This is a genomic window from Lachnoclostridium sp. An131, assembly GCF_002160825.1.
In the GTDB taxonomy this organism is placed as follows: Bacteria; Bacillota; Clostridia; order Lachnospirales; family Lachnospiraceae; genus Laedolimicola.
On sequence record NZ_NFLI01000016.1, the window covers coordinates 57,733 to 82,029 of the forward strand.

Genomic DNA, 24,297 nt, shown 5'->3' on the forward strand with positions numbered 1-24,297 from the left:
AATGGCACAGCTGTATGAATATATAAAAATGGCCATTGATAATATCCGGGCCAACAAGGGCCGTTCCCTGCTGACGATGCTTGGCATTATTATCGGTATTTCCTCGGTTATCATGATCATGTCTGTAGGCGGCGGAGCAAGGACGGAGATGAGCGATGCTCTGAACGCCATCGCCGGAGGCCAGCTTTATATCTCTGTCAATGACAGCGGAGACGGGGCGGCCGAATACATTACGCCGGAGGACATGGAGGCGGTAAAGGAGAAGGTTCCCCATGTAAAAGGGGTGACCCCTTCTGACAGCATGGTGGGCACTCTGCTGTCGCCCAAAGGAAATTTTGATCTGATTGCCAATACCGGCACGGCAGATCTGGAATATACCCATAACCCGGAGATGAAATATGGTCGTTATTTTACAGACTCTGACGTGGAGGCCATGAACCTTGTCGCAGTGATAGGGCAGAGCGACGCGATTAAAATGTTTGGAACCGACGATGTGGTAGGCATGACGGTGGAAGCGACGATCTACAATGTCACCCATGACATTACCATCTGCGGCGTGATTCAGGAAGAGCAGTCGGACAGCGCCCTGATGGATTCCATGATGTATTCCTCCAGCTATATCACGATGTATATGCCCTATACGGCAAATTTCGCCTTCGGCTATGAGCTGGATGAGTTTTATTCTATTTATATCATTTCAGAGGGCAGTGAATATTCCAATGCTGTCGGAAATGAATCTATGCGTCTTTTGGAGAACCGGCATCATGCCCAGGGCGAGGATGCGTTTTTCCTGCAGGATGCAGACGCGCAGATTGCCCAGATCACGAGCGTCATCGATATGATTACGGCCTTTATCGCTCTGGTGGCCGCCATTGCCCTGCTGGTTGGCGGAATCGGCGTTATGAATATCATGCTGGTATCCGTTACGGAGCGGACTCGTGAAATCGGAATCCGCAAGGCTCTCGGAGCGAGAACGGGCTCGATTATGATGCAGTTTTTGGCAGAGTCTGCGATTATTACCTGTATCGGCGGAGTCATAGGCATTATTTTGGGACTTCTGGGAGCCTATGGCATCTGTTCCCTTCCGATGCTGGGTATATCGCCCGACGTCAATGTGGGAACGATTATCGCTGCCACGCTGTTCTCCTCAGGCGTTGGAATCTTTTTTGGCATTTATCCGGCCAGAAAGGCTGCGCGTTTAAGCCCCATCGAGGCGTTGAGAAGAAACTAGAGGAAGATAAAAAGAAAGGGCCTGAAAGCAGCGCCGGCGTACAAGGTGTCATATATAACGGCATCCTTGTACGCCGGCGCTGTCGATTTCCAAATATTAAAAAAGGATAAATTTGTAATTTACTATTGAAAAATGTAAAAATTTGTAGTACGATAAATCCATCAATGAATCTGGCAGTTCGGCCAGAGAGAATTTCAACCGGGCGGATTTCTCCGCTGAAAATCCAAGGACAAAAGATAATATAGTCAGGCATGTGATATCGGTCGGCTATCGGTCTGCTGTTACCCCGCTTATTGCTGCAAAGGCTGGAAATACAAAATCGGAAGAAGGGAAAAGAATGTGCTGAAAATCGGATCCGTCATTGACGGAAAATATAAGATTCTGAACGTCATAGGAATAGGCGGCATGAGCGTCGTGTATCTGGCGATGAACGAAAGAGCGAATAAATTCTGGGCGGTCAAGGAGATTTTGAAATACGGCTGCGGGAGCCTGGAACTGGACAGAAAAGAGCTTGAGATGATGAAGCGGCTGAAGCATCCGAACATTCCCAGCATCGTGGACGTCATTGACGGGCAAAGCTCGCTTTTGATTGTGATGGATTACGTGGAGGGGCTGTCGCTGGAAGCTCTGCTTCAGGAGCAGGGGGCACAGTCCCAGGAAAAGGTTCTGGAGTGGGCCAGGCAGCTCTGCCGGGCCCTGCTGTATCTGCACAGCCGGAAGCCTCCGGTGATTTACCGGGATTTGAAGCCGGCGAATGTAATTGAGAGGCCGGATGGAACAGTGGCGCTGATTGATTTTGGCGCGGCAAGGGAATATAAGCCGGGAGGAACGAAGGATACCGTCTCTCTGGGGACGCAGGGCTATGCGGCTCCGGAACAGTATGAGGAGACGGAACAGAGCGATGCCAGAACAGATATTTACTGCCTGGGAGTCATGATGTTCCAGCTCCTGACCGGGGAAAGCCCCTACAGGCTCAGGCCGCTTGGAGAATGCGCTCCGTCTCTTTCTTCCGGCCTGGAGGCGATTGTTCAGAAATGCACGCAGGTCAGAAAGGAGGACCGGTACCAGTCCTGCGCGGAGCTTTTATATGCGCTGGAGCATTACCAGGAGCAGGACAGGACGTATCGGAAGGAGCAGAAGGGCAGAGTGATCCGCTTTGCCGCATGGATATCAGGAGCCTTTCTTTTCCTTGGGGCAGCCGGCCTTTTTCTTGGCCTGGAGACGCAGGCGAGGAGAAGCAGCTATGAAGCGTACCTGCTTGCCGCCAGGAATTCAGTCAGCAAGGGGGAAGAGCTTGACAATTATGAAAAAGCCATTTGCCTGCACCCGTACCGTGAGGAAGCGTGGCTTGGGCTTCTTCGGGAAGGATTTCTGGACGACAGTCTGCTGACGGCGGAAGAGAGCGGCAGGCTCCGCTCTGTGCTGATTCAGTATGCCGATGACGGACAGACCTATGAGGCGGTATTCCGGGAAAATCAGGCGGGCTATGCCAGGTTTGCTTACGAGGCAGGAATTGCTTATTTTTATAAATTTGAGGAGAAGGAGAATAAGAAAAGCGCCCGGAGCTATTTTGAGATTGCCGCAGCGTCAGGAGAATTGAACGAAAATCAGACGGAACGGGCCAGACGTCTCTGCCTGATCGCCGGCTACTACTCAGAAATCGGGCTGGCGGATGCGGCGGGGGATGCCTATGTGAGCTTTCGGGATTACTGGGATGATCTGAGGGAGCTGACGAAGGGCAGCCTGGTGGAGGAGGATAATGAGCGGACAGCCCTTGTGATGTACGGAGAACTGACGGGACAGATTGCGTCGCGGGCGTATGAATTCCGGGATGCGGGAGTGAAGGAGGAAGAGATGCTGGAACAGCTGAATCAGGTGGAAGCACACCTGAACACAGACTTTCAGGCTGCGGGCAGGGAAATGCAGCCGGGGCTGCAGGATGAGGTAAACGGACTTAAGCAGGCGGTGGAGCAGGCCAGGCGTGCCGTTTCCTCCGCCTTTGCAGGCAGAGGAGGAGCCTATGAATGAAGCATTGTCAAAGATCGGCTTTTATCATGGATTATTTTTGGTGTGTCTTGCGGGCGCTCTGATTCTTTTTGCGGTTTCTCTGGTTTTGTTTATCCGGAGGGACATCCGGTCTGCGATTGCATTTCTGGCGGGACACAGGGCCAAAAGGGAAATTCGGCGGCTGGAAGCGGAGAATGGATGGGCGCGGGAAGAAAAGGATGCCGGGAAGAAGCGGCCTATAGGGCACGCCCAGGAAGAGGACGGGGCTACAGAGGTTTTGACAGAGAAGGAGCTGCGCAGGAGATCAGGCAGCAGTAGTTTGGAGAAAAGCAAGCTGGCATGGAGCCGGACAGGGGGAAAGAAAAGGTGAAAAGAAGGGTACTGCTGTTTTTGTTTCTGCTGATGCTGATTCAGAGCAGCATAAAACTGGAAAGTTTTGCACAGTCCGTGCAGACAGGAGAAGAAGCGGAGCAATCTGCGGAGGAAGAAGAGGAAGGACAGAAAAAATTTCCTTCATTTTCCAAAGAGAATATTGTTCTCAGCCAGGAAGCAAATGAACATGGCTGGATAAACCAGGATACGGTATTTACGGTATCTCTGCCGGAAGGCGGAGACTATGCAGAAGGAACGCTTTTTGTGGAATATAAAAAGCAGGAGGACGCGACATGGACTGCCATGAGCTGCGATTCGGAGCAGCCGTTCCAATATGCATTTATGGAGAGCGACTCTTTTTATGACGGTGCTTATCAGTTCCGCCTGTGCAGCGATATGGGGAATAGTGCGCCGGAAGAGGAGTGGGTGACAATTCCCTTTCGAAAAGACAGCCTGGCTCCGATGCTCCTTTCCTTTGCAGCAGAAGAAAGCTGCGTTCAGTTTGTCCCCTGGGAGGGGGGAACGATCCCTCTTTATAAAAATAAGGAGGGGGCAGATATTACGTTTGAGCTTGTGATTGACGATGGGGAAAAGGAATGGCAGGAGCAGGCGGTTCATATTCAGATCGTCGATGTGGCTGAGGACAGGATCGCGGCAGAATTCAGAGGAGGCGACAGCGCTCTTGCATGGACGCATGAGGGGAGGCTCCACAGGGCTGTGTTCGGATTCGACGGAGAGGCAGGAAAAGAATCTGTTTATCAGATCCGGTTCAGCTACAGTGACAAAGCGGACAATTACATGTGTGACGGACGTGAAGAAAGCACGGAGACAGGAAAAGAATTTCCGGCAGAGGTACAGGAGCAGGGAGTCTGCGTCAGCGGGCTGTTTGTTCTGGATCATGCAGCCCCCGGGCTTTGGGTGGATTGCACGGAGGCTGTCAGGATGATAAAGGACGGAAAGGATTGTACTGCTTCCGAGGTGTCTGCGGCAGACTGTACTTCTTATTATAATGCGGATATTATGGTGAAATTCGTAATTCAGGACGAGCATATGAAATTCGCGGATTTGGAAGGAGAGAATGGAGAAGTGCCTGCACCGGAGAATTTCAGGCTGGAGCTTGTAAAAAGGGAAGGCGGCGCGGAGGATGCAGGAAGCGTGGAGGAGGTGACTGCTGCGGTAAAGTGGAACGGGCAGGAGACAGAAGGAATGGGCTATGAGGGCAGCTTTCAGATTTCTGAGGAAGGAGATTACCGGCTTCGTGCTTTTTATGCGGATGCAGCAGGCAATCCGGTACAGGTCGGTGAAGCTGGAGAGCCTTTGATTCAGGGGATGCCAGAAGCCGGCTGCTGGGAGAGCCCGCTTCTGGTGCTTGACAGAACTGCGCCCATTCTGTCCATCCACTGTACAGAGATTCCGAGGGCGGAGTACTGCGGCAGAAGGTATTTTAATACAGATGTCATGATCCAGCTGGCAGTGGAAGATGAGAATTTCCGGGTACAGGAGCTGAAGAAGGTTCTTCTTGGGTTTGAAGCGGTGGATGGCAGTGGTGAAAGCCTGAAGGAGGATACAGATCTTATGAGGTTCCTGAGCAGCCTGGAGGATACGGAGGTCAGCCGTGCAGTCTGGACTGTGGAGCTTCCCTTTAGCACGGACGCCAATTACAGCGTTCCGATTGCGCTCTGTGATCTTGCGGGAAACCAGGCAGTGTGGAAGGAAGACAGCCAGGAGAGAGGCGGAGTAGAAAACCCGGAAGATGGGGAGGAAGAGCCTGCGGAAAAGGAGCCTGTGGAAAAAGAGCCTGTGGAAGAAGAGTCTGTGGAGGAAGAAGCCGTACATATGGAGTACCTCACAATAGATAAGGACACGCCAAAAGAATCAGCTTTTGAGTATTCCAAGGGACAGGCGGTCAATTATCTTCCCGGTGGCTGGCTGTTTTCCGGGGAAAAGACAGATATAAAGATAACCGCGGAGGACGGAATCTCCGGAATCAGGGAAATTCATTTTGAGTTTACGGATCTGGATGGAGAGAAAACGATCCGGACACAAAAATTCCAGCCCTCTGTGCAGGGGGCGTTTACAGCGTCGCTTCCCCTGGAGGACAGGGAGGATTTTAAAGGAACAGTGACCATCCGGATTTATGACTGGGCGGGGAACTGTCTGGAGAAAAGCAGAGGCTGTGCGGTGGAGAGTGGCAAACGGCATCAGAGCTCCGGAACCGCGCGGATCGATACCTTGACGGAGCCTTCCCGAACGGTAGATGGAGTGCACTATTACAATACGGATGTAACCTTCCGGCTGACGCTGGCAGATGAATTTTCCGGTCTTGGAAGCTTCCGGTATTCCGGCGGAAATACGCTGGCCGGCGGAAGAAATTATGCGGAGGAGGCCGGAGAGGACTTAGGCACAGCTTCCGAACAGGAGATCACATATGAATTTTCCCGGGAGCTGACGCTGGAGGCTTCCGTGAATAATGAAAATGATATTCTGGCGGAAGCCTCCTATGTGGATAATGCGGGCTATACCGGCGCCGTGGAATGCCGCTATCATATTGATGTGGCCACTCCGGAGATTTCCGTGGAATATGATCTGAATGAACCGGCGGGAGGCCGCTATTACCACCAGCCCCGTACAGCTACGGTTACGATCAGAGAAAGAAATTTTGACGAGCGTGATGTGGATTTCCAGATTACAAGCACAGAAGGGCATATGCCGGAGATCAGCGGGTGGACTTCGACAGGCAGCGGAGACGATACGCTTCATGTCTGCAGGCTTGTTTTTTCAGAGGATGGAGATTATACGTTTACGCTGGCCTTTCAGGATTTGGCAGGAAATCGTGCGGTTTACGGAAAAACAGATGAATTCACGATTGACCGGACTGCGCCGGAGCTGACCGTATCCTGGGATAATACGGACAGCAGGAATGGGATTTATTATGCGGACAGCCGGACGGCAGTGATTACAGTGCAGGAGCATAATTTTGACGAGGCGCTGCTGGATATTGCCGTGACGGCAGAAAAGGATCCTAAGGCGGGGAGGATGGAAGAAGCTGCTGCAGGAGAAGGCGAAGAAAAAGATATAGCGGCTGTCCCCTCCGTATCTGCATGGAGCCACAGCGGCGATCGGCATACAGCCAGGATTACCTTTGCACGGGATGGAATCTATACGCTGGCGATTGAAGGGGAGGATCTGGCTGGAAACAGGCTGACAGCATATGAAACGGAAGCCTTTGTCATCGACTGTACTCCTCCGGAGGCTCTGATTTTTGATGTCACGGATCGGTCAGCAAACAGAGGAGAGGTAAGCCCGGGAATCCGGCTTTCGGATACGAACCTGGATCCGGACAGCGTAAGGATCCTTCTGGCGGGCAGCCAGAAGGGGGAAATTTCCTGGGAAGGGACGCAGACGCCTGTTCAAAATGGTATGGAATTGAAAATGAAGGACTTTGCCTATGTGCCGGAGATGGACGATATGTATATTCTGCGGGCAGCTGTCCGGGATTTGGCCGGCAATCAAAGCGAAGCCCAGGTACGCTTTTCTGTGAACCGTTTTGGCTCAGTCTACAGCTTTGACGCGAAGACGGAAGCGCTTGTGGGAAAGAACGGAAAATATTACACGAATCAGGAGCAGGATCTCGTGATCACAGAGACGAACGTGGATACATTGGAATTTCGTGAAATCATCTGTAATCAGGATGGAAAGCTTCGTACGCTGCTGGAAGGAGCAGATTATACGGTAAAGGAAAGCGGGGATTCTTCCGGGTGGAAGCAGTATACTTATACGATAGGCAGGGAGAATTTTAAAGAAGAGGGAACGTATCTTCTGGTGATTTATTCAGAAGACAGGGCCGAAAATGTCTCAGATACCGGTTCAAAAGGGAAGAAGATAGAATTTGCCGTGGATAAGACAAAACCCGACATACGGATATCAGGCGCAGAGAACAGAGGGCAGTACCGGGAAGGCGAACGGGAAGTGACGCTGGATATCTATGATAATCTGCGGCTGCAGGAGGTGTCTGTGAGCCTGAATGGGGAAGAGACAGTTTACAGCGCTTCAGAGCTGGAGGAGAACGGCGGAAGAATTGTTCTGCAGATAAAAGGACAGAATTACTGGCAGGAGCTTGCGGCAGAAGCCAGGGACGCTGCGGGGAATACTGTTCGGACAGAGACGCTGCGCCTGCTGGTTACGCCAAACCTTCTGGTACAGCTTCTTATGAATAAGGCTGCGTGCGGGGCTGCGGCAGCGGTACTGCTGATTCTGATCGCCGGAAGCGTCTGCCTGTTTCGTACAAGGGCAGAAAAGGAAATGGAAAAAGACGGTGAAAAAAGAATATAAAAATCAGTTGACACTGCAGAAGGTATGTGCTATGATAACTCAGTGACAGCAAGCAGAGTATCCACTCTCACCTTAGCGCAGAAGGCGACTCGGGTTTATCATTATCGGCATAACAGGTATATTTTATACCTTGTGTTTTGATATTTCAAGTGGATAGTCTGACTATCCACTTTTTCTTTCTTAATAAGGAGGGTACTACAATTAGCGATTTAATGATTAACGAACAGATCCGGGATAAGGAGGTCCGCCTCATTGGAGTGAACGGAGAGCAGCTGGGAATCATGTCTGCAAGAGACGCGATGCGGATTGCCCGGGAAGCAGAACTTGATCTGGTAAAGATTGCGCCGACGGCGAAGCCGCCTGTATGCAAGATCATCGATTATGGTAAGTTCAAGTACGAGCAGGCCAGAAAAGAGAAGGAAGCCCGCAAGAAGCAGAAAACGATTGAGATTAAGGAAGTTCGTTTGTCACCGAATATCGAGGAGAATGACCTGAACACGAAGGTAAGCGCGGCCAGGAAGTTCATTCAGAAGGGCGATAAGGTCAAGGTGACCTTGCGTTTCCGCGGAAGAGAGATGGCGCATGTGCAGAAGACGAAGCAGATTCTGGATGTGTTTGCCGAGAAGCTGTCAGACATTGCGGTAGTGGAGAAGGCTCCGAAGCTGGAAGGCCGGCAGATGATGATGTTTCTTACAGAGAAGCGTCAGTAGTTTTTGAGAATCAGCCACAGAGGTGGAATGATTTTAATAGAAATTGAAAAAGCAGATGTAACTATTCGGTACTGAACGGTTACAGGCAGACTAGAATAGGAGGAGTATATAAAATGCCTAAAATTAAGACAAGCAGAGCTGCTGCAAAGCGTTTCAAAGTGACAGGAACCGGCAAACTCAAGAGAATGAAAGCTTATAAGAGCCATATCTTAACCAAGAAATCTCAGAAGAGAAAGAGAAATCTCAGAAAAGCAACGATTACAGATGCTACCAATGTAAAGAGCATGAAGAAGATTCTTCCGTATCTGTAAGCCAATTGTTGCAGAGGAATGTCGTAGAATCGGGAAATTTCAAGGAGGAAAAGAGAAATGGCAAGAATTAAAGGCGGTTTAGGCGCTAAGAAGAGACATAACAGAGTTTTGAAGCTCGCAAAGGGCTATAGAGGAGCAAGAAGCAAGCAGTACCGCGTAGCAAAGCAGTCCGTGATGAGAGCGCTGGCTACTTCCTACGCAGGAAGAAAAGAGAGAAAGCGTCAGTTCCGTCAGCTCTGGATCGCACGTATCAACGCTGCGGCCCGTCTGAATGGACTGTCCTACAGCAAATTCATGTACGGCCTGAAGCTGGCTGAGGTTCAGCTGAACCGCAAGGTGCTGGCTGATATGGCAGTGAATGATCCGGCTGGCTTCGCAACTCTGGCTGAGGTTGCCAAGAGCAAGATTGCATAAAAAGACATTTTCAAGCTGAATTCAGAGAGCCATTGTGTAACGGGAATGACCTGTTTCACAATGGCTTCTTTCGTGCAGATATTCTGGCCTGCTGCGTTGAGACAGGAAAATGAGAAAGCCCACGTTTGACAAATAAAAGAAGCGTGCTATAATTAGCAGTGTGCAGAAGCGAGTGCTAACAGAAAAACTGATATTCAGGAGGCCGAAGCCTCTATAAAGTGAGAAAGAAGGAAGAAAAATGACAGAGATTACCATTATCTCCGGCTTTCTGGGAGCCGGAAAGACAACATTGATTAAAAAGCTTCTGGAAGAGGCTTTTCAGGGTGAGAAAATTGTACTGATTGAAAATGAATTCGGAGAGATCGGTATCGACGGCGGTTTCCTGAAGGATGCCGGCATCCAGGTGAATGAGATGAACTCCGGATGCATCTGCTGCTCCCTGGTGGGCGACTTTGGAACCGCACTGAAGGAGGTTCTGGATACCTACGCACCGGATCGGATCCTGATTGAGCCCTCCGGCGTGGGCAAGCTTTCCGATGTGGTGAAGGCGGTGGAGAATGTGGCCGGGACCATGGATGTCCATATCGACAGCTCGATTGTTGTGGTAGATGGAAAGAAATGCAAAATGTATATGAAGAATTTTGGCGAATTCTTCAACAACCAGGTAGAGCATGCGGGAACGATCGTCTTAAGCCGCACTCAGAGCATGACTGAGGAGAAGCTTCAGGAAGCGGTTGCCCTGCTTCGTGAGCATAATGAGGCAGCTACGATGATTACAACGCCGTGGGACGATCTGAATGGAAAGCAGATTCTGGACGCCATGCATCATGCTGAGCTGGATATGGACGCTCCTCATGAGCATCACCACCATGACGGACACGATCATGACCACCATGAACATGGGGAAGAGTGCTGCTGCGGACATGATCATGGTCATGAGGAGCATGATCATCATCACGCCCATGAAGACCATGACCATGCGCATGAAGGGCATGATCACCACCATGACCATGAGCACGGAGAGGGCTGCACCTGCGGCTGCCATGATCATGACCATGATCACGAGGGCCACCACCATCATCACGATCATGACGGACATCATCATGCGGACGAGGTGTTTACAAGCTGGGGTGTAGAGACGCCGCGGCGGTTTGGCACGGAAGAGCTGCAGCAGATGCTGGAGGAGCTTGGCGGCTCAGAGAAGTATGGTGTTATTCTGCGCGCCAAGGGAATTCTTCAGAATACAGACGGCAGCTGGATGCAGTTTGATTTTGTGCCGGAAGAGTATGAGGTAAGAGGCGGAGAGCCGGATTATACAGGACGTCTCTGCGTGATAGGCTCCGGTCTCAAGGAGGACGCGCTGAAGGAACTGTTTCAGGTATAGGAGAGGAAGGTATGAGTCTGATAAATAAAGTACCTGTGTATCTGGTAAATGGTTTTCTGGAAAGCGGAAAGACGACCTTTATCCAGGAGACGCTGTCGGATCCCTATTTCTCAGACGGCGGGAAGACGCTTCTGATCGCCTGCGAGGAAGGGGAGGAAGAGTATGATCTGCATATCCTAGAGTCCTATGATACGGAATTGGTACAGGTAGAGGAAAAGGCGGCATTTACGCCTGAGTTTTTGGAGGAGTGCAAAAAGAAATACAAGCCCACCCAGGTCATGATTGAATACAATGGCATGTGGGGCATGCAGTTGTTCCGGGAAATGCAGCTTCCGAGAGGCTGGTTCCCGGCCCAGGGAATTACGCTGGTGGATGCAGGAACCTTTGATCTGTATATGCAGAATATGAAGTCGCTTTTCATGGATATGGTGCAGGATTCCGATCTGGTGATTTTCAACCGCTGCCAGGAGGGCACGAAGGCAGCCTCCTACAAGCGCAATATCCGCGCGGTGAATCCGAGAGCGCAGGTGGAATTTGAGAAGGAGGGCGGAGAGCTTTTTGAATACGAGGACGAGCTGCCGTTTGATTTAAATGCGGAAATCGTGGATATCGGAGATATCGACTATGGTATCTGGTATGTGGACGCCATGGATCATCCGGAGCATTATGACGGAAAGACGATCCGCTTTAAAGCGCGGGTTATGAAGCCCAGAGGAATTACGCCGGGGTATTTTGTGCCGGGGCGGCGGGCTATGACCTGCTGTGCGGATGATACGGTGTTTCTTGGCTTTCTCTGCCGCAGCCAGAATGTGGATAAGCTGAAGAATGGCCAGTGGCTGACGGTGACAGCCAAGGTGTCTGTACAGAAGAGAGAGGAATATTCCGGCGAGGAGGGGCCTGTGCTTTATACAAAAGCGCTGAAATCAGCGCCGGCTCCGGAAGAGGAGCTGGTATATTTCTGATTTTCCGGGGAGCGCCTGAGAAGAAGCCGGCGGACCTTGGCTGTCCCGGAGAGCTCCGGGCAGGAGTGCCGGGAGCGCCCCGCTGTTTTCAGTATGAGCGAATCGGAATCGGAATTTCGGGCTTCTGATATTGGCTCAGCAGCTCTCTGAGGAGCTGGATGGATTCCGAGATAAATTTATCCTTGTGATAGACCAGCTTAAAGGTACGATCCCATATGTTTTCAGGATCCTGAAGCATATGGATCGTGCCTTTTCTGATCTCCTCTTCGATCAGGCGTACAGAGATCACGGCAAGGCAGCTGTTGAAAAGGATAGCGTGCTTCATGGCTTCCGGGAAGGGCGCTTCGATCCGGCGGCGGATGGAGATTTGATTTTCGCGCAGGTAGCTTTCAAACAGGGCGCGTGTTCCGCTTCCGTTTTCCCGCATGACAAAATCAAGCCCTTCCAGGTCGGAAGGCGAGAAGGTGCTGCGGCAGGCAAAGGGATGGCCGGCGCCGCAGGCCAGGACCAGATAGTCCTCAACCAGTGGCAGGCTGATGAGATCCGGGCTCTTAACGACGCCCTCCACGATTCCAACGTCCAGATCGGAACGCAGCAGCTTGTCCTCCACAGCCTGCGTGTTTCCGATAAAGGAAAAGGTGTCGACCTGCGGCCGCAGCCTCTGAAAATCGCTCAGCAGCGCGGGAAGCATACAGGAGCCGATGGTGACTGTGACTCCGATGCGGAAATGCTCTGTCTTTGTCTCGCTCTGCATCTGACGTTCGAGCTCATCGAAGGAATGGACGGCAGCCTTTGCCATTTTCAGAAGGTGCTGCCCTGGCTCGGTGATGTAAAGCCGTCTGGAGAGGCGGTCGAAAAGCCTGGTTTCATAGTGCTCCTCGAGTTCGCGGATAGCCTGGCTGACCGTAGGCTGGGTCAGATAAAGCTTTTTTGCGGCCAGGCTCATTTTTCCGTTCTCAGCAACTGCGATAAAGATTTTCAGATGGCGAATCGTCATAATGTTCTCCTCTGCTTTCCGGGGCCTGCCGCAATCCCGGACTGTCCGAAAAGAGACAGGCTTCCTGTAGTTAAAGTATAGATATTTCCTATGTTTTTGATAAAATAATATCATTTTTATTATTGATGTACAAGTGCTATAATAAAAAAACAAGAGCGCCGCTGAAGCAGGCGGGAAACTGGTAATGGAGCTACGATACACCGTACATGGAGAGATCAGGGTACGCAAAAAGAAAGGAGATTTTTACCGATGAAAGTATTGATTATCGGGGGAGTTGCAGCGGGAACGAAGGTCGCGGCTAAGCTGAAACGGGAAGACCGCAGCTGTGAAGTCACAATTCTGACGAAGGGAAAGGATATTTCCTATGCAGGCTGCGGGCTTCCTTATTATGTTGGAGGATTGATTTCCACCAGAGAACAGCTGATCGTCAACACCCCGGAGTCCTTTTCCAGACTGACGGGAGCGAAAGTGCAGACGGAGACAGGGGTGACAGCCGTAGATACCGGGGCGAAGACGGTTACGGCAGTACATAAGGGGGAGACGAAGACCTGGTCCTATGACAAGCTGGTTATCGCGTCAGGTGCCTCTCCGTTCCGTCCGCAGATTGAGGGCCTTGATCTGGAAAATGTATTTTTTATGAGAACGCCGGACGATGCGATTGCTCTCCGGGCGGCTGTGGAGGCCGGCGGAATCAAGCGCGCAGTGGTAGCCGGAGGCGGCTTTATCGGTCTTGAGGTGGCAGAGAATCTGGCGGAAAAGGGCGTGCGTGTGAATGTGATTGATTTTGCGCCTCATGTGCTCCCGAATTTCCTCGACCCGGAGATGAGTGAATATGTAGAGAACAGGATGTCAGAGGCGGGGGTCAATCCCATGACCGGAGTCGCTCTGGAAGCCATCCTTGGAGACGGCAGGGTGGAGAAGGTACAGACCAGCAGGCGTGCCATAAAAGCAGATGCGGTGGTGATTGCCATTGGTATCCGTCCCAACACCGCGTTCCTGGAGGGAACCGGAATCGAGATGTTCAAAGGTACAATTCTGACGGACAAATATATGCGCACGAATATGGAGGATGTCTATGCGGTAGGTGACTGCGCAATGGTGACAAACCGGGAGACAGGAGAGCCGGCCTGGTCTCCGATGGGGTCTACGGCAAACATAGCAGGCCGTGTGCTGGCTGCCGATATCTGCGGAAAGAACAAGGAATATGCAGGCGTGCTGGGCACCGGTGTGGCGAAGCTCCCGGGCGGAATCAATGCAGGACGTACCGGACTTACTGAGACTGCGGCAAGGGCGGCGGGCTATGATGTCATCACAGCTCTTTCCGTAGTGGATGATAAGGCTCATTACTATCCGGGAGCAGGGAACTTCATTATCAAGCTGGTGGCAGACAGGACGACACGTAAGCTTCTGGGACTGCAGGTGCTGGGAGGCGGTGCAGTGGATAAGATTACAGATATCGCAGTGACAGCCATTTCTCTGAACGCGACGGTGGATCAGCTTGAAAATCTGGACTTTGCGTATGCTCCGCCCTTCTCCACAGCGATTCATCCGTTTGCACATGCACTGAACGTTCTGCTGAATAAGATGAGCGGAGCATTCGAGACATTTACGCCGGCAGAGTATGAGGCAGGAGCGGCGGAAGGCTACCGCCTGGTAGACGCGTCTCCCAAGCCTTCTATCGCAGGAGCTCCTTATCTGGATTTGACAAAAATAGACGGAGAGGTGGAAGGCTTTGGGAAGGACGAGAAGCTGCTGATCGTCTGCGCGAAAGGGAAACGTGCTTATATGACCCAGAACCGCCTGAAATATTACGGGTACACGAATACCCGGGTTCTGGAAGGCGGCACGACCTTCAATGAGATCGGAGAAGAGGAATAGACAGAGGAAAAGCCACAGGTGAGACGTCATGGGTCAGCACGTCAGAAAATGGCGCGCGGATCCTGTGATACAGGATAATGATAAGGAGGATTTTAAGCATGGCAACACTGACCATCAGCGCGGCAGACGAGAAAAAGGTAAAGGCCCGCGGATTTTTGAGCAACAAAGGAACAGATAACTTTTCTGCCCGCATCATCACAGTGAACGGCAAGGTTACGGCTGAGCAGCAGAGGGTGATCGCGGAGGCGGCGGAGAAATATGGAAATGGCACGGTGACCTACACGACGCGTCTGACAGTGGAGGTTCCGGGAGTACCCTATGACAAGATTGACGAATTCTGTGAGTTTATCGGAAAAGCAGGACTTGTGACCGGAGGAACCGGCTCAAAGGTGCGTCCGGTGGTTTCCTGTAAGGGAACGACCTGCCAGTACGGACTTCTGGATTCCTTTGGGCTGTCAGAGGAGATTCATCACAGGTTTTATGAGGGATACCGTCAGGTGCAGCTTCCCCATAAGTTTAAAATCGCTGTAGGCGGATGCCCCAACAACTGTGTTAAGCCAGACCTGAACGACCTGGGAATCATCGGCCAGAGAATCCCGAACTATGACGAGGACGAGTGCAACGGCTGCAAGAAGTGCGCGGTGGAAAAGGTATGTCCTGTCCATGCAGCGAAGCTTGTAGACGGCGTGATGGAGATTGACAAGGATGTCTGCAATAACTGCGGACGCTGTATCGGACGCTGTCCGTTCGACTGCATCGAGGATGGAACCTATGGCTACAAGATTTATATCGGCGGACGCTGGGGCAAGAGCGTAGCCCAGGGAAGGGCCCTTTCCAAAGTGTTTACAGATAAAGAGGAAGCTCTGTCTGTAATCGAAAAAGCGATTCTGCTGTACCGGGAGCAGGGACATACGGGAGAGCGTTTTGCCACGACGATCGAACGCCTGGGCTTTGAAAATGTAGAGGCTCAGCTTCTTTCAGACGATATTCTGGCGAGAAAGCAGGAAATTCTGGACGCCCAGCTTCACCTGACCGGAGGGGCTACCTGCTAGGATTCTCTGAAGCTTTGCTGACTGGGAACAAAAAATTGTGCAATTTTGTTCTGGACAAAAAATATTTTATCTGCTATGATACATTCCATAGTGAACAAAGGCAGTTTGCGAAAGCAGGCTGCCTTTTCGCATTTTTAAAGCTGTTGATTCCGGCAGGGGCTTTCGCGGCCCCGCAGGCGGAGCGGTAAGATTGGGAGGTATCAAGGTATGGACTGTATTGATCTGAGTATTTTGAAATGTCTGAAGGAAAATTCGAGGCAGACAGCTTCGATGATCAGCCAGACCATTAACCTGTCTGTATCGGCCGTGATTGAGCGGATACGGAAGCTGGAGGCCAGAGGGCTGATTCAGCAGTACACGGTAGTGCTGGATGAAAAGCAGCTGGGGAATGATCTGACGGTCTTTGTGTCTGTACGCCTGGAGAATCCACGGTTTGGGGAGGAGTTTGCAAAGGAGGCGTCTGCACATGTAAATATCTCCGAATGCTATTATATTGCGGGTGATGTGGACTATCTTCTGAAGATTGTGACGGATTCCTCCCGCAGCCTGGAGCTGATTCATGACGATATCAATGGGATGGCAGGCGTCTCCTGGACGAAGACGCTGTATGTCCTTTCTACTATTAAAAATGACGTTTCCATACTGCCGGAGGAAATTGCGTAAGAGGCCGGCAGAGGGGATTGGCGGAAGAAAGGCTGCCCGGAAGCTGGGTGTTTTCAGATTCACAGCTTCCGGGCAGCCTTTCCTATTGCGCCAAATATTTCCCGGCAGGCACTTGACACTTTCCGGCAGGTGGATTATGCTCACTACAGAGAGTATTTTTCAGAGAAAGATGGGCCTGTTTTCCGGCGGCATAGAGGAGTGAGCACATGAATTTGAACCGGGAAAATATGAAAAAGCTGATGTTTCTTATTACCTTTACGGTAATCCTTCTGGTGGGAGTCCAGCGCCTGGATGTGGTGCTTGGCACGCTGGATGTGCTGGTGGCGATTTTTTTCCCGTTTGTGTTTGGCGGTGCCGTTGCGTTTTTTCTGAATGTTCCGATGGCCTTTCTGGAGAGACTGCTGTTTGGGACAGAGAGGAAAGAGAAATGGAAGAGAAAGCTGGCCAGGCCCTTGAGCCTGCTGCTTACGGTTGTACTGGTGATCGCGGTGATTGTGCTGGTGATCTTTGTAGTGGTTCCGGAGCTGAGCTCCACGGTTACGAATCTGGCGCTGCAGATCGAGGCGGCGATCCCGAAGGCTCAGGAATGGCTGAATGATATTTTTCAGAATAATGAGCAGGTGACTGCCTGGCTGGAAAGCCAGGAGGTAAACTGGGAGACAATGATCCGGACAGGGCTGAACATGGTTCAGAGCGGAGCGGAGAGCGTGCTGGTGTCCATGGTGCTTGCGGCCCGCGGACTTATCAATGCGGTATATACCTTTGTGATTGCGGTGGCTTTTTCCTGTTATGTCCTGATTCAAAAGGAAAAGCTGTGTGTACAGGCCAGGATGCTTCTCAGAGCGCTTCTGCCGCAGAAGCATGCCGACCGGGTTTTGTATATTTTTTCTCTGAGCTATCGTACGTTCACGAATTTTATCACGGGCCAGTGCCTGGAGGCTATGATTCTTGGGACCATGTTTTTTGTGGTCATGAGTATTCTGCGTTTTCCTTATGCGCTGCTGGTGGGAATTCTGGTGGCAGTTACGGCGCTGATCCCTATTTTCGGAGCATTTATCGGATGTGCCATAGGAGCCTTTCTGATTCTGGTGGTAAATCCCATGCAGGCGCTGGCGTTCGTCGCTCTGTTTCTTGTGCTGCAGCAGGTGGAAGGCAACCTGATTTATCCCCATGTGGTGGGAAATTCGGTAGGCCTTCCCTCCATCTGGGTTCTGGTAGCAGTTACGGTAGGCGGCAATCTGATGGGGCTGGTGGGGATGCTGATTTTTATTCCGCTTGTCTCTGTGCTGTATACGCTGCTGCGTGAGTGGGTATACCGGAGACTGAGGGAGAAAAAGCTCCGGGAGGAAGACGTTTAGCATTGGCGAGACGGGCGGGGCAGGCACAGAAAATATAGAATTAGCTGGAAGGAAGGTTTTGATTGTGAGAGAAATAAAGGCAGGAGAGTACTACCGCCATTTTAAGGGCGGTCTTTATCATGTAACCGGAATCGCGAAGGATGCGGACACAGAGAGGCTGGTGGTAGTCTACCAGGCTTTGTATGGAGACGAAGAGCTCTGGGTACGGGACTACGAGGAATTCGCGGGCGAGGTGGATCGGAAGAAATATCCGGATGTGGAACAGAGGTACAGATTTGAAAAAGTCGAGGAGCCGAAGGAGACGAATCCGCTGCTGCTCCGGTTCCTGGATGCGGAGTCCTATGAGGAAAAGCTGGAGCTGCTCCAGTCCTGGGAGGCCTGTGCGGACGATACGCTGCTGGAGAGCATTGCGGTATCCCTGGATATTGTGCTGGGACATGGAACGGTGAAAGAAAAATACAGGCAGGTGCTGAACTGCCTGAAGACCATGGAGCACTTTGAGACAAATCGTTTTCGGTAAGAAGCTGGGAGGAAGACAAATTGGACATTGTTATCATCGGAGACGGAAAAGTAGGGCATAAGCTGGCTATGCAGCTGTCTGAGGAGAAGAACAGCGTGACGCTGATTGATCAGTGTGAAAAGAAACTGGCAGACACAGTAAACGAGATGGACGTATCCTGTGTGGCCGGCGATGGCGGCAGCGCTGAAGTACAGAAAAGGGCGGATGTGCCGGGCGCAGATTTGGTCATTGCCTGTACCTCTACAGATGAGATGAATCTGTTCTGCTGCCTGCTGGCGAGAAGGCTGGGAGCAAAGCAGACGATTGCAAGAGTGAGAAATCCTGTATATGCGGATCAGATGCATCTTTTAAAGGAGGATCTGAAGCTGAGCATGGCAGTAAATCCGGAGCGTGCCCTGGCGGGAGAGATTTCCCGCGTACTGCTGTTTCCTTCAGCCGCAAAAATAGAAACCTTTGCAAAGGGCAGGGTAGAGCTGGTGGAGGTGGCTCTGAGCGATAAAAGCGTGATTGCAGGGCTTCCCTTAAGCAGCCTTTATACAAAATACCAGATTAAGATGCTGATCTGCGCGGTGCAGAGGGGAGCCCGGGTATTTATCCCGGATGGAAGCTTTGTGCTTCAGCCTGGCGATAAGATCAATATTGCAGCTTCTCATAAGGAGATTGAGAAATTTTTCCGTCTGATTAAATCCATGCGGAACAGGGCCAGGAACGTCATGATCTGCGGCGGAGGGCGGGTGGCCTATTATCTGGCCCGCCAGCTGCTTGGCGCGGGCATGCAGGTGAAGATTGTGGAGCAGAATGAGGCGCGCTGCCTGGAGCTCTGTGAACTGCTGCCGAAGGCGACGATCATCCATGGCAATGCGACAGAGCATGAGATTCTGGAGGAGGAAGAGATTGAAAAAGCCGACGCTTTTGTGACGCTGACTGGCATGGACGAGGAAAATATCATTATGTCCATGTATGCGAAAATGCGGGGCGTTCCAAAGATTGTGACAAAGGTGAATGATGAAGGGCTGGAGAACATGGTAGAGCAGCTGGGCATGGAAAGCGTGGTCTCCGCGAAAAATGTAACGGCCAATCTGATTACCAGCTACGTGCGCGCTATGAAAAATTCCATGGGCAGCGCCAATGTGGAGACGGTTTATAAGCTGGTGGGCGGCAAGATAGAGGCTTTGGGCTTTGTAATACGTGAAAAAACCAGATATACCGGAATCCCACTGAAGGATCTGACGCTGAAGGAAAACCATCTGGTAGCCTGCATTGTGAGAAAAAACCACATTATTATACCTGGCGGCAACGATACACTGGAAGTGGGAGATAATGTCATTGTGGTATCTATGGCGCAGGGCCTTGAGGATTTGAAGGACATTCTGCGCTGACGGCTGCCGGAGGCGGAAACGCCTTCCTGTATTTTACTGCTTAGAGGGATAAATATGAATTACGGGATGATTAAATACATTGTGGGAAGGATGCTGCTCATGGAAGGAGTCCTGCTGCTGATTCCTGCCTTTGTGTCGCTGCTTTATCAGGAAAGCAGCGGAGTAAGCTTTTTGATTGTAATAGCAGTTCTGGCGCTCTTATCGCTGCTGCTGTCCAAAAAGCCGGAGGATACGTCTCTTTACGCAAAGGAGGGCTTTGTGATTGTGGCGCTGGCCTGGGTGCTCTGGTCCGCTTTCGGGGCTCTTCCGTTTGTGATTTCAGGATGCATCCCCCAATATTACGACGCTTTTTTTGAGATTGTTTCGGGCTTTACTACCACAGGCTCCACGGTATTGACGGATATTGAGGCTCTGCCCATGGGCATGAATTTCTGGAGGTGCTTCACCCACTGGATCGGGGGTATGGGCGTGCTGGTCTTTGTAATGACGATCCTGCCCCTGAGCTCAAAAAACTCCATGTTCCTGATGAAGGCTGAAATGCCGGGGCCTACCTGTGACAAGCTGGTTCCAAAGGCCCGTTCTACGGCGCGTATTCTGTACGGAATGTATATTGCCTTATCCTTGATGGAGGTGATTTTTCTTCTGGCAGGAGGCATGAACCTCTATGACGCTCTGGTGCACACCTTCAGTACGGCCGGAACAGGAGGCTTTGATAACAGGAACGCAAATGTGGCCTTTTATGACAGCGCTTACATTGACGGCGTGATTACAGTTTTCATGCTGCTGTTCGGTGTCAATTTCAGCCTGTATTACCTGCTGCTTCTGAAGGAATTCAAATCGGTATTCAAAAGCGAAGAGCTGCGGACCTATCTGGGGATTGTGGCGGCTTCCATCGCCTTGATTACGGTTAATATCATGCATATTTATGGAACGGCGCTGAAGGCCTTCCGCTATGCAGCCTTTCAGGTGGCCTCAGTGATTACGACGACAGGCTTTGTGACAGCGAATTTTGACGCCTGGCCGGAATTTTCAAAGACGATTCTTCTGATTATAATGGCCATAGGGGCCTGTGCGGGAAGTACAGGAGGTGGAATTAAGGTTTCACGGATCATAATTCTGGCGCAGACTGTAACGAAAGAGGTTCGCCAGGTTCTGCATCCCAAGTCGGTCAATGTAGTGAAGCTGGACGGAAAGCGTCTGACGGAAGAAAACACCCGGGGCGTCTATGTGTATATGATCTGCTATGTCGCGATTCTGGCTTTTTCTGTGCTGCTGATTTCTGTGGATAATTTTGATTTTACCACGAACTTTACAGCAGTGTTAACGACGCTGAACAATGTGGGGCCAGGGCTTGGAGGCGTAGGGCCGGTACAGAATTTTTCCCTGTATTCCTGCTTCTCAAAGCTGGTCCTCAGTATGGATATGCTGCTTGGGCGGCTTGAGATTCTGCCGCTTTTGATGCTGCTTGCGCCCCAGACATGGAGAAAGCGCTTTTGATTCAGAAATATTTTTGCGGGAGCAGCCGGCTTTTTCTGAAAACCGGTCAGGAAGATTCCCCGCAGCCTGCTGCGGGATCAGAACTGCGGCATGACGGGCGGTCATGACAGACAGCCTGCCGCAGGATAATAAATAAAAAAGAGATGAGGTAAAAAAGATGAGTGAGAGAGAATGCAGCAGCACAAGCTGCGATAAGAAAAGCTGCGAGGGATGTCCCAGCCGGGAGAAAAAGCCAGCAAGCTTCCAGGTGGACGCCAACGAATACAGCTGTATCCGCCGCGTTATTGGCGTAGTCAGCGGAAAGGGCGGCGTAGGCAAGTCCATGGTGACGGCCTCCATCGCCAATGAGCTGGCCGCAAAAGGCTATCAGGTGGGAATCCTGGATGCAGACATTACCGGACCGTCCATTCCCCGGATGTACGGAATCCATGGACCGGCAGAGGCCAGCGATATGGGGATCGAACCCCGTGTCACGAAGAACGGGATTAAGCTCATGTCCATGAATCTTCTGCTCCCAGCAGAGGATACGCCTGTCATCTGGCGCGGACCGATCATTGCCAATATCGTAAAGCAGTTCTGGACTGATGTTATCTGGGGCGATCTGGACTACCTGGTGGTAGATATGCCGCCGGGAACCGGCGATGTGCCGCTGACTGTGTTCCAGTCTCTTCCGGTGAATGAGATCGTGGTGGTGACTTCCCCGCAGGATCTGGTACAGATGATTGTGAAGAAGGCGCTGAGCATGGCAGAGCAGATGAAGATTCCGGTCAAGGGCGTCGTGGAGAATTATTCTTATCTCCAGTGTCCGGACTGCGGAAAGAAGCTCTATCCCTTCGGCCAGAGCCATCTGGACGAGATTGCGGAGAAAGAGAATCTGAAGATTCTCGGCAGGATCCCGATGGATCCGGCCTATGCCGAGGCAGCGGACGCCGGAGAGTTTGACAAGGTAAGAAATCCGTGGATCGAGGCGGAGTTTTAAACAAAAACTGAACAGGGAGGGCCGGGTATGAAAAAAGGGAAGATGGTCTTAATAGCTGCGGGAGCGCTCCTTCTGGGAGCCTGCCAGGAAAAGAATGCAGAGATACAGGATTCCCGGGTCATGCCCGGCCCTGTTCTGTCTGAAGAGACACGGGCCGTCATGAGTGGAGACGCGGCCGGGAATGCAGACGCTTCTGATCAGGAATCTGCTCAGGAAAAGAGCTGGCAGCAGATTTATCTGGAATACTTTGAGAAGAAGCAGAAAGAGATGGAGGAGAGCCGCAGAGAAAGAGGGCTGGAAAGCGCGGATTTTCTGGATCTCTATACCTACAGCCTGATTTATGTAAATGATGATGAAATACCGGAGCTTGTGATGGACAGCGGTGTTTCAGCGGGCGGCGCTGTGATTCTGACCTGCGGAAACGGGCAGGTGGATGAGTGGATGGCTCTGCGGTGTAACTTCGATTATATAGAAAGAGGAAATCAGATCCATAACCCGGGCGGGCTTATGGGAACTTATTATGACCGTATTGCCGCGATAGAGAACGGCGTCTGGACAGACGTTGCAGAGGGAAATTACGGGGATCCGCCGGAAGGCGTCGTGCAGGATGAAGAAGGGAACTTCGTGTACGAATATTTCTGGGAAGAGGAGCCTGTGACAGAACAGGGGTATGCGGAAAGGCTGAATGCGGTCTATGATACCAAAAAGGCGGTCGATCCGGAGCGCTGGTATATCGGAGAGGAACTGGTATCGATTCTCAGGACAGGAGACACGCTCTCCGCAGATCACAGGTATGAACTGGCTGTGGAGGATGGAAGCTGGTCTCAGGCGGAGGAAAGGTGCAGGGAAAAGGGCGGCAGCCTGGCAGCAGTCACCTGCTTCGAGGAGCTGGAGCGGATACAGGCTCAGATAGAGGCGGAGAATAAAACGGATTTTGTCTTTCAGGTCGGTGCAAGAAGACAGGGATGGTTTAATTTATACTGGAACGGCTACTATGCGGATGGCAGTGATCATGTAGCAGTGAATTTTGGCCGGGCATTTGATGATTTCTGGGCTGAAGATGAGCCCAGCCATGGCATTCAGACTGAGACGGGAGAAGAGATAGACGAGGATTGTGTCTATCTCTATTACGACAGCGGTGAAGAGCGATGCTTTATTTTTGACGGCCCGGACGATATTCTGGAGGTGTATCCGTCTCTGGAGGGCCGGCTCGGGTATATCTGCGAGTATGAGAATTAGGGAAAGCGTGTGAGGGTGAGACGGCGGAAAAGGGGAAACTGGAGACTGCCGTGAGGGGAAAGGTGAGAATGTCAGGGAGAAAGGTTTTCAGAATCGCGGTACAGGTATTACGGATAGTGATTTTGAGCATAGCTCTTATTATTCTGGTTCTGGTTGGGCCTCTTGTTTTATACAGAACGGTCAAAAATATTCAGGTAAAAAGGCTGGCAAGGGAATATCTGACGGATACCTATGATTTTCAATGGAAATTTGGAAAGGTAGAGTATTATACTCCGCTGGGTACGATGTTTGTCGAGGTTTTTCCTGAGGACGCGCGTGGAATGGAGAAATTTGAGATCTATGTCTATAAAGAAGTGATAGCAGATACCTTCATTAAGGAATACACTCAAATCCGCCTGGAAGAATTGATGGAAGGTGATTTCAAGGAGATTTGGGGAGAGGAGAGCGAAATAAATGTGGCAATCCATGGTTTCGCTGAACTGGATCATACCCCTCTGCGCTATTCCGTCGATACGCCATTGAAGGAGATCCTGAGAACAGAGGAGCAACCGGCTACAAGCCGTTATCATATTAACGTAGATCTGGAACAGGAGGAAGAAGCAGAGGCTGTCAAGGAGAGAATGTGGAATACAATTCTTTTTCTGAAAGAAGCAGATGTATTTCCAGATGACAGACAGATGAGCTTTTCTGTGATGGTTTACAGCGGAGACGAAAGTGAAAAGCGCTATTCCGTTGAAAATATCTGGGAGATAGATGGTGAGACCGACCTGGACTGGAAGTGTGAGGAATACACGTATGAGACAGAAGAATAGCTGCCGGCGCCAGCCGGCAGGGATTGGAGTATAGGGTATGGAGTATGGAGTATGCTTTTGGCGTGCTCCGTCTTTTTTTGTTCCTGTGAAGGATAATTTCCAAAAATCCTGGGTTGACAATAGGCCTACATAATGTTAATATAAAATTAGCCTACAAAGTGTTAATATAAAACAAAGGTGTCTCTGCGGACGCCTGGAAG

General features: G+C 51.2%; 20 protein-coding genes. 19 read left to right on the plus strand and 1 reads right to left on the minus strand.

Annotation, left to right across the window (positions count from 1 at the left end):
• Window position 1 precedes the first annotated feature (1 nt).
• From B5E77_RS13345 to B5E77_RS13385, 9 genes are all read left to right on the plus strand, one after another.
• Complete coding sequence (locus B5E77_RS13345) at window positions 2–1,231, plus strand: ABC transporter permease (RefSeq protein WP_087165846.1); 1,230 nt, start codon at window positions 2–4, stop codon at window positions 1,229–1,231.
• Between the two features lie 339 nt (window positions 1,232–1,570).
• Window positions 1,571–3,259, plus strand: a complete 1,689-nt coding sequence (locus B5E77_RS13350) for a serine/threonine protein kinase (RefSeq protein WP_087165847.1) — start codon at window positions 1,571–1,573, stop codon at window positions 3,257–3,259.
• A complete protein-coding gene (locus B5E77_RS13355; RefSeq protein WP_087165848.1) occupies window positions 3,252–3,608 on the plus strand; it encodes a hypothetical protein in 357 nt (118 codons plus the stop codon). The genes B5E77_RS13350 and B5E77_RS13355 overlap by 8 nt, the downstream gene beginning before the upstream one ends.
• Window positions 3,605–7,942 (plus strand): hypothetical protein, encoded by a 4,338-nt coding sequence (locus B5E77_RS13360; RefSeq protein ID WP_143468638.1) that lies wholly within the window; start codon window positions 3,605–3,607, stop codon window positions 7,940–7,942. Before B5E77_RS13355 ends, B5E77_RS13360 begins: the two co-directional genes overlap by 4 nt.
• A 212-nt stretch (window positions 7,943–8,154) precedes the next feature.
• On the plus strand, window positions 8,155–8,652 hold the full coding sequence (infC, locus tag B5E77_RS13365) for a translation initiation factor IF-3 (RefSeq protein ID WP_087165850.1): 498 nt from the start codon (window positions 8,155–8,157) through the stop codon (window positions 8,650–8,652).
• A 113-nt stretch (window positions 8,653–8,765) separates the two neighbouring features.
• Window positions 8,766–8,963, plus strand: coding sequence for a 50S ribosomal protein L35 (gene rpmI / locus B5E77_RS13370; RefSeq protein WP_087165851.1), 198 nt, complete (start codon window positions 8,766–8,768; stop codon window positions 8,961–8,963).
• Between the two features lie 57 nt (window positions 8,964–9,020).
• A complete protein-coding gene (rplT, locus tag B5E77_RS13375) occupies window positions 9,021–9,377 on the plus strand; it encodes a 50S ribosomal protein L20 (RefSeq protein ID WP_087165852.1) in 357 nt (118 codons plus the stop codon).
• A 238-nt stretch (window positions 9,378–9,615) separates the two neighbouring features.
• A complete protein-coding gene (locus tag B5E77_RS13380) occupies window positions 9,616–10,761 on the plus strand; it encodes a GTP-binding protein (RefSeq protein WP_087165853.1) in 1,146 nt (381 codons plus the stop codon).
• 11 nt (window positions 10,762–10,772) lie between these two features.
• Entirely contained in the window at window positions 10,773–11,723 is a 951-nt protein-coding gene (locus B5E77_RS13385) for a TIGR03943 family putative permease subunit (RefSeq protein WP_087165854.1), read from the plus strand.
• 88 nt (window positions 11,724–11,811) lie between these two features.
• On the opposite strand, the gene B5E77_RS13390 is transcribed toward B5E77_RS13385, so the two are convergent.
• A complete protein-coding gene (locus tag B5E77_RS13390) occupies window positions 11,812–12,720 on the minus strand; it encodes a LysR family transcriptional regulator (protein ID WP_087165855.1) in 909 nt (302 codons plus the stop codon).
• 249 nt (window positions 12,721–12,969) lie between these two features.
• Here B5E77_RS13390 and B5E77_RS13395 point away from each other — a divergent pair, with 249 nt between their 5' ends.
• The 10 genes from B5E77_RS13395 to B5E77_RS13445 all read left to right on the plus strand — a co-directional run bounded on the left by B5E77_RS13395 (window position 12,970) and on the right by B5E77_RS13445 (window position 24,097).
• Window positions 12,970–14,598, plus strand: a complete 1,629-nt coding sequence (locus tag B5E77_RS13395; protein ID WP_087165856.1) for an FAD-dependent oxidoreductase — start codon at window positions 12,970–12,972, stop codon at window positions 14,596–14,598.
• Between the two features lie 98 nt (window positions 14,599–14,696).
• The gene (locus tag B5E77_RS13400) at window positions 14,697–15,650 is read left to right on the plus strand and encodes a 4Fe-4S binding protein (protein ID WP_087165857.1); all 954 of its coding nucleotides are present in this window, start codon (window positions 14,697–14,699) and stop codon (window positions 15,648–15,650) included.
• 207 nt (window positions 15,651–15,857) lie between these two features.
• The gene (locus B5E77_RS13405; protein ID WP_087165858.1) at window positions 15,858–16,313 is read left to right on the plus strand and encodes an Lrp/AsnC family transcriptional regulator; all 456 of its coding nucleotides are present in this window, start codon (window positions 15,858–15,860) and stop codon (window positions 16,311–16,313) included.
• Window positions 16,314–16,519: 206 nt separating this feature from the next.
• A complete protein-coding gene (locus B5E77_RS13415) occupies window positions 16,520–17,671 on the plus strand; it encodes an AI-2E family transporter (RefSeq protein ID WP_087165860.1) in 1,152 nt (383 codons plus the stop codon).
• A gap of 64 nt (window positions 17,672–17,735) precedes the next feature.
• Window positions 17,736–18,191, plus strand: coding sequence for a DUF1653 domain-containing protein (locus B5E77_RS13420; protein WP_162609704.1), 456 nt, complete (start codon window positions 17,736–17,738; stop codon window positions 18,189–18,191).
• A gap of 20 nt (window positions 18,192–18,211) precedes the next feature.
• Entirely contained in the window at window positions 18,212–19,570 is a 1,359-nt protein-coding gene (gene trkA, locus B5E77_RS13425) for a Trk system potassium transporter TrkA (protein WP_087165862.1), read from the plus strand.
• A gap of 54 nt (window positions 19,571–19,624) precedes the next feature.
• Window positions 19,625–21,067, plus strand: a complete 1,443-nt coding sequence (locus B5E77_RS13430; RefSeq protein ID WP_087165863.1) for a TrkH family potassium uptake protein — start codon at window positions 19,625–19,627, stop codon at window positions 21,065–21,067.
• A gap of 157 nt (window positions 21,068–21,224) precedes the next feature.
• The gene (locus B5E77_RS13435) at window positions 21,225–22,046 is read left to right on the plus strand and encodes an Mrp/NBP35 family ATP-binding protein (protein WP_087165864.1); all 822 of its coding nucleotides are present in this window, start codon (window positions 21,225–21,227) and stop codon (window positions 22,044–22,046) included.
• Between the two features lie 27 nt (window positions 22,047–22,073).
• A complete protein-coding gene (locus tag B5E77_RS13440; RefSeq protein ID WP_087165865.1) occupies window positions 22,074–23,285 on the plus strand; it encodes a C-type lectin domain-containing protein in 1,212 nt (403 codons plus the stop codon).
• A 68-nt stretch (window positions 23,286–23,353) separates the two neighbouring features.
• On the plus strand, window positions 23,354–24,097 hold the full coding sequence (locus B5E77_RS13445) for a hypothetical protein (RefSeq protein WP_087165866.1): 744 nt from the start codon (window positions 23,354–23,356) through the stop codon (window positions 24,095–24,097).
• The last annotated feature ends 200 nt before the right edge of the window (window positions 24,098–24,297 follow it).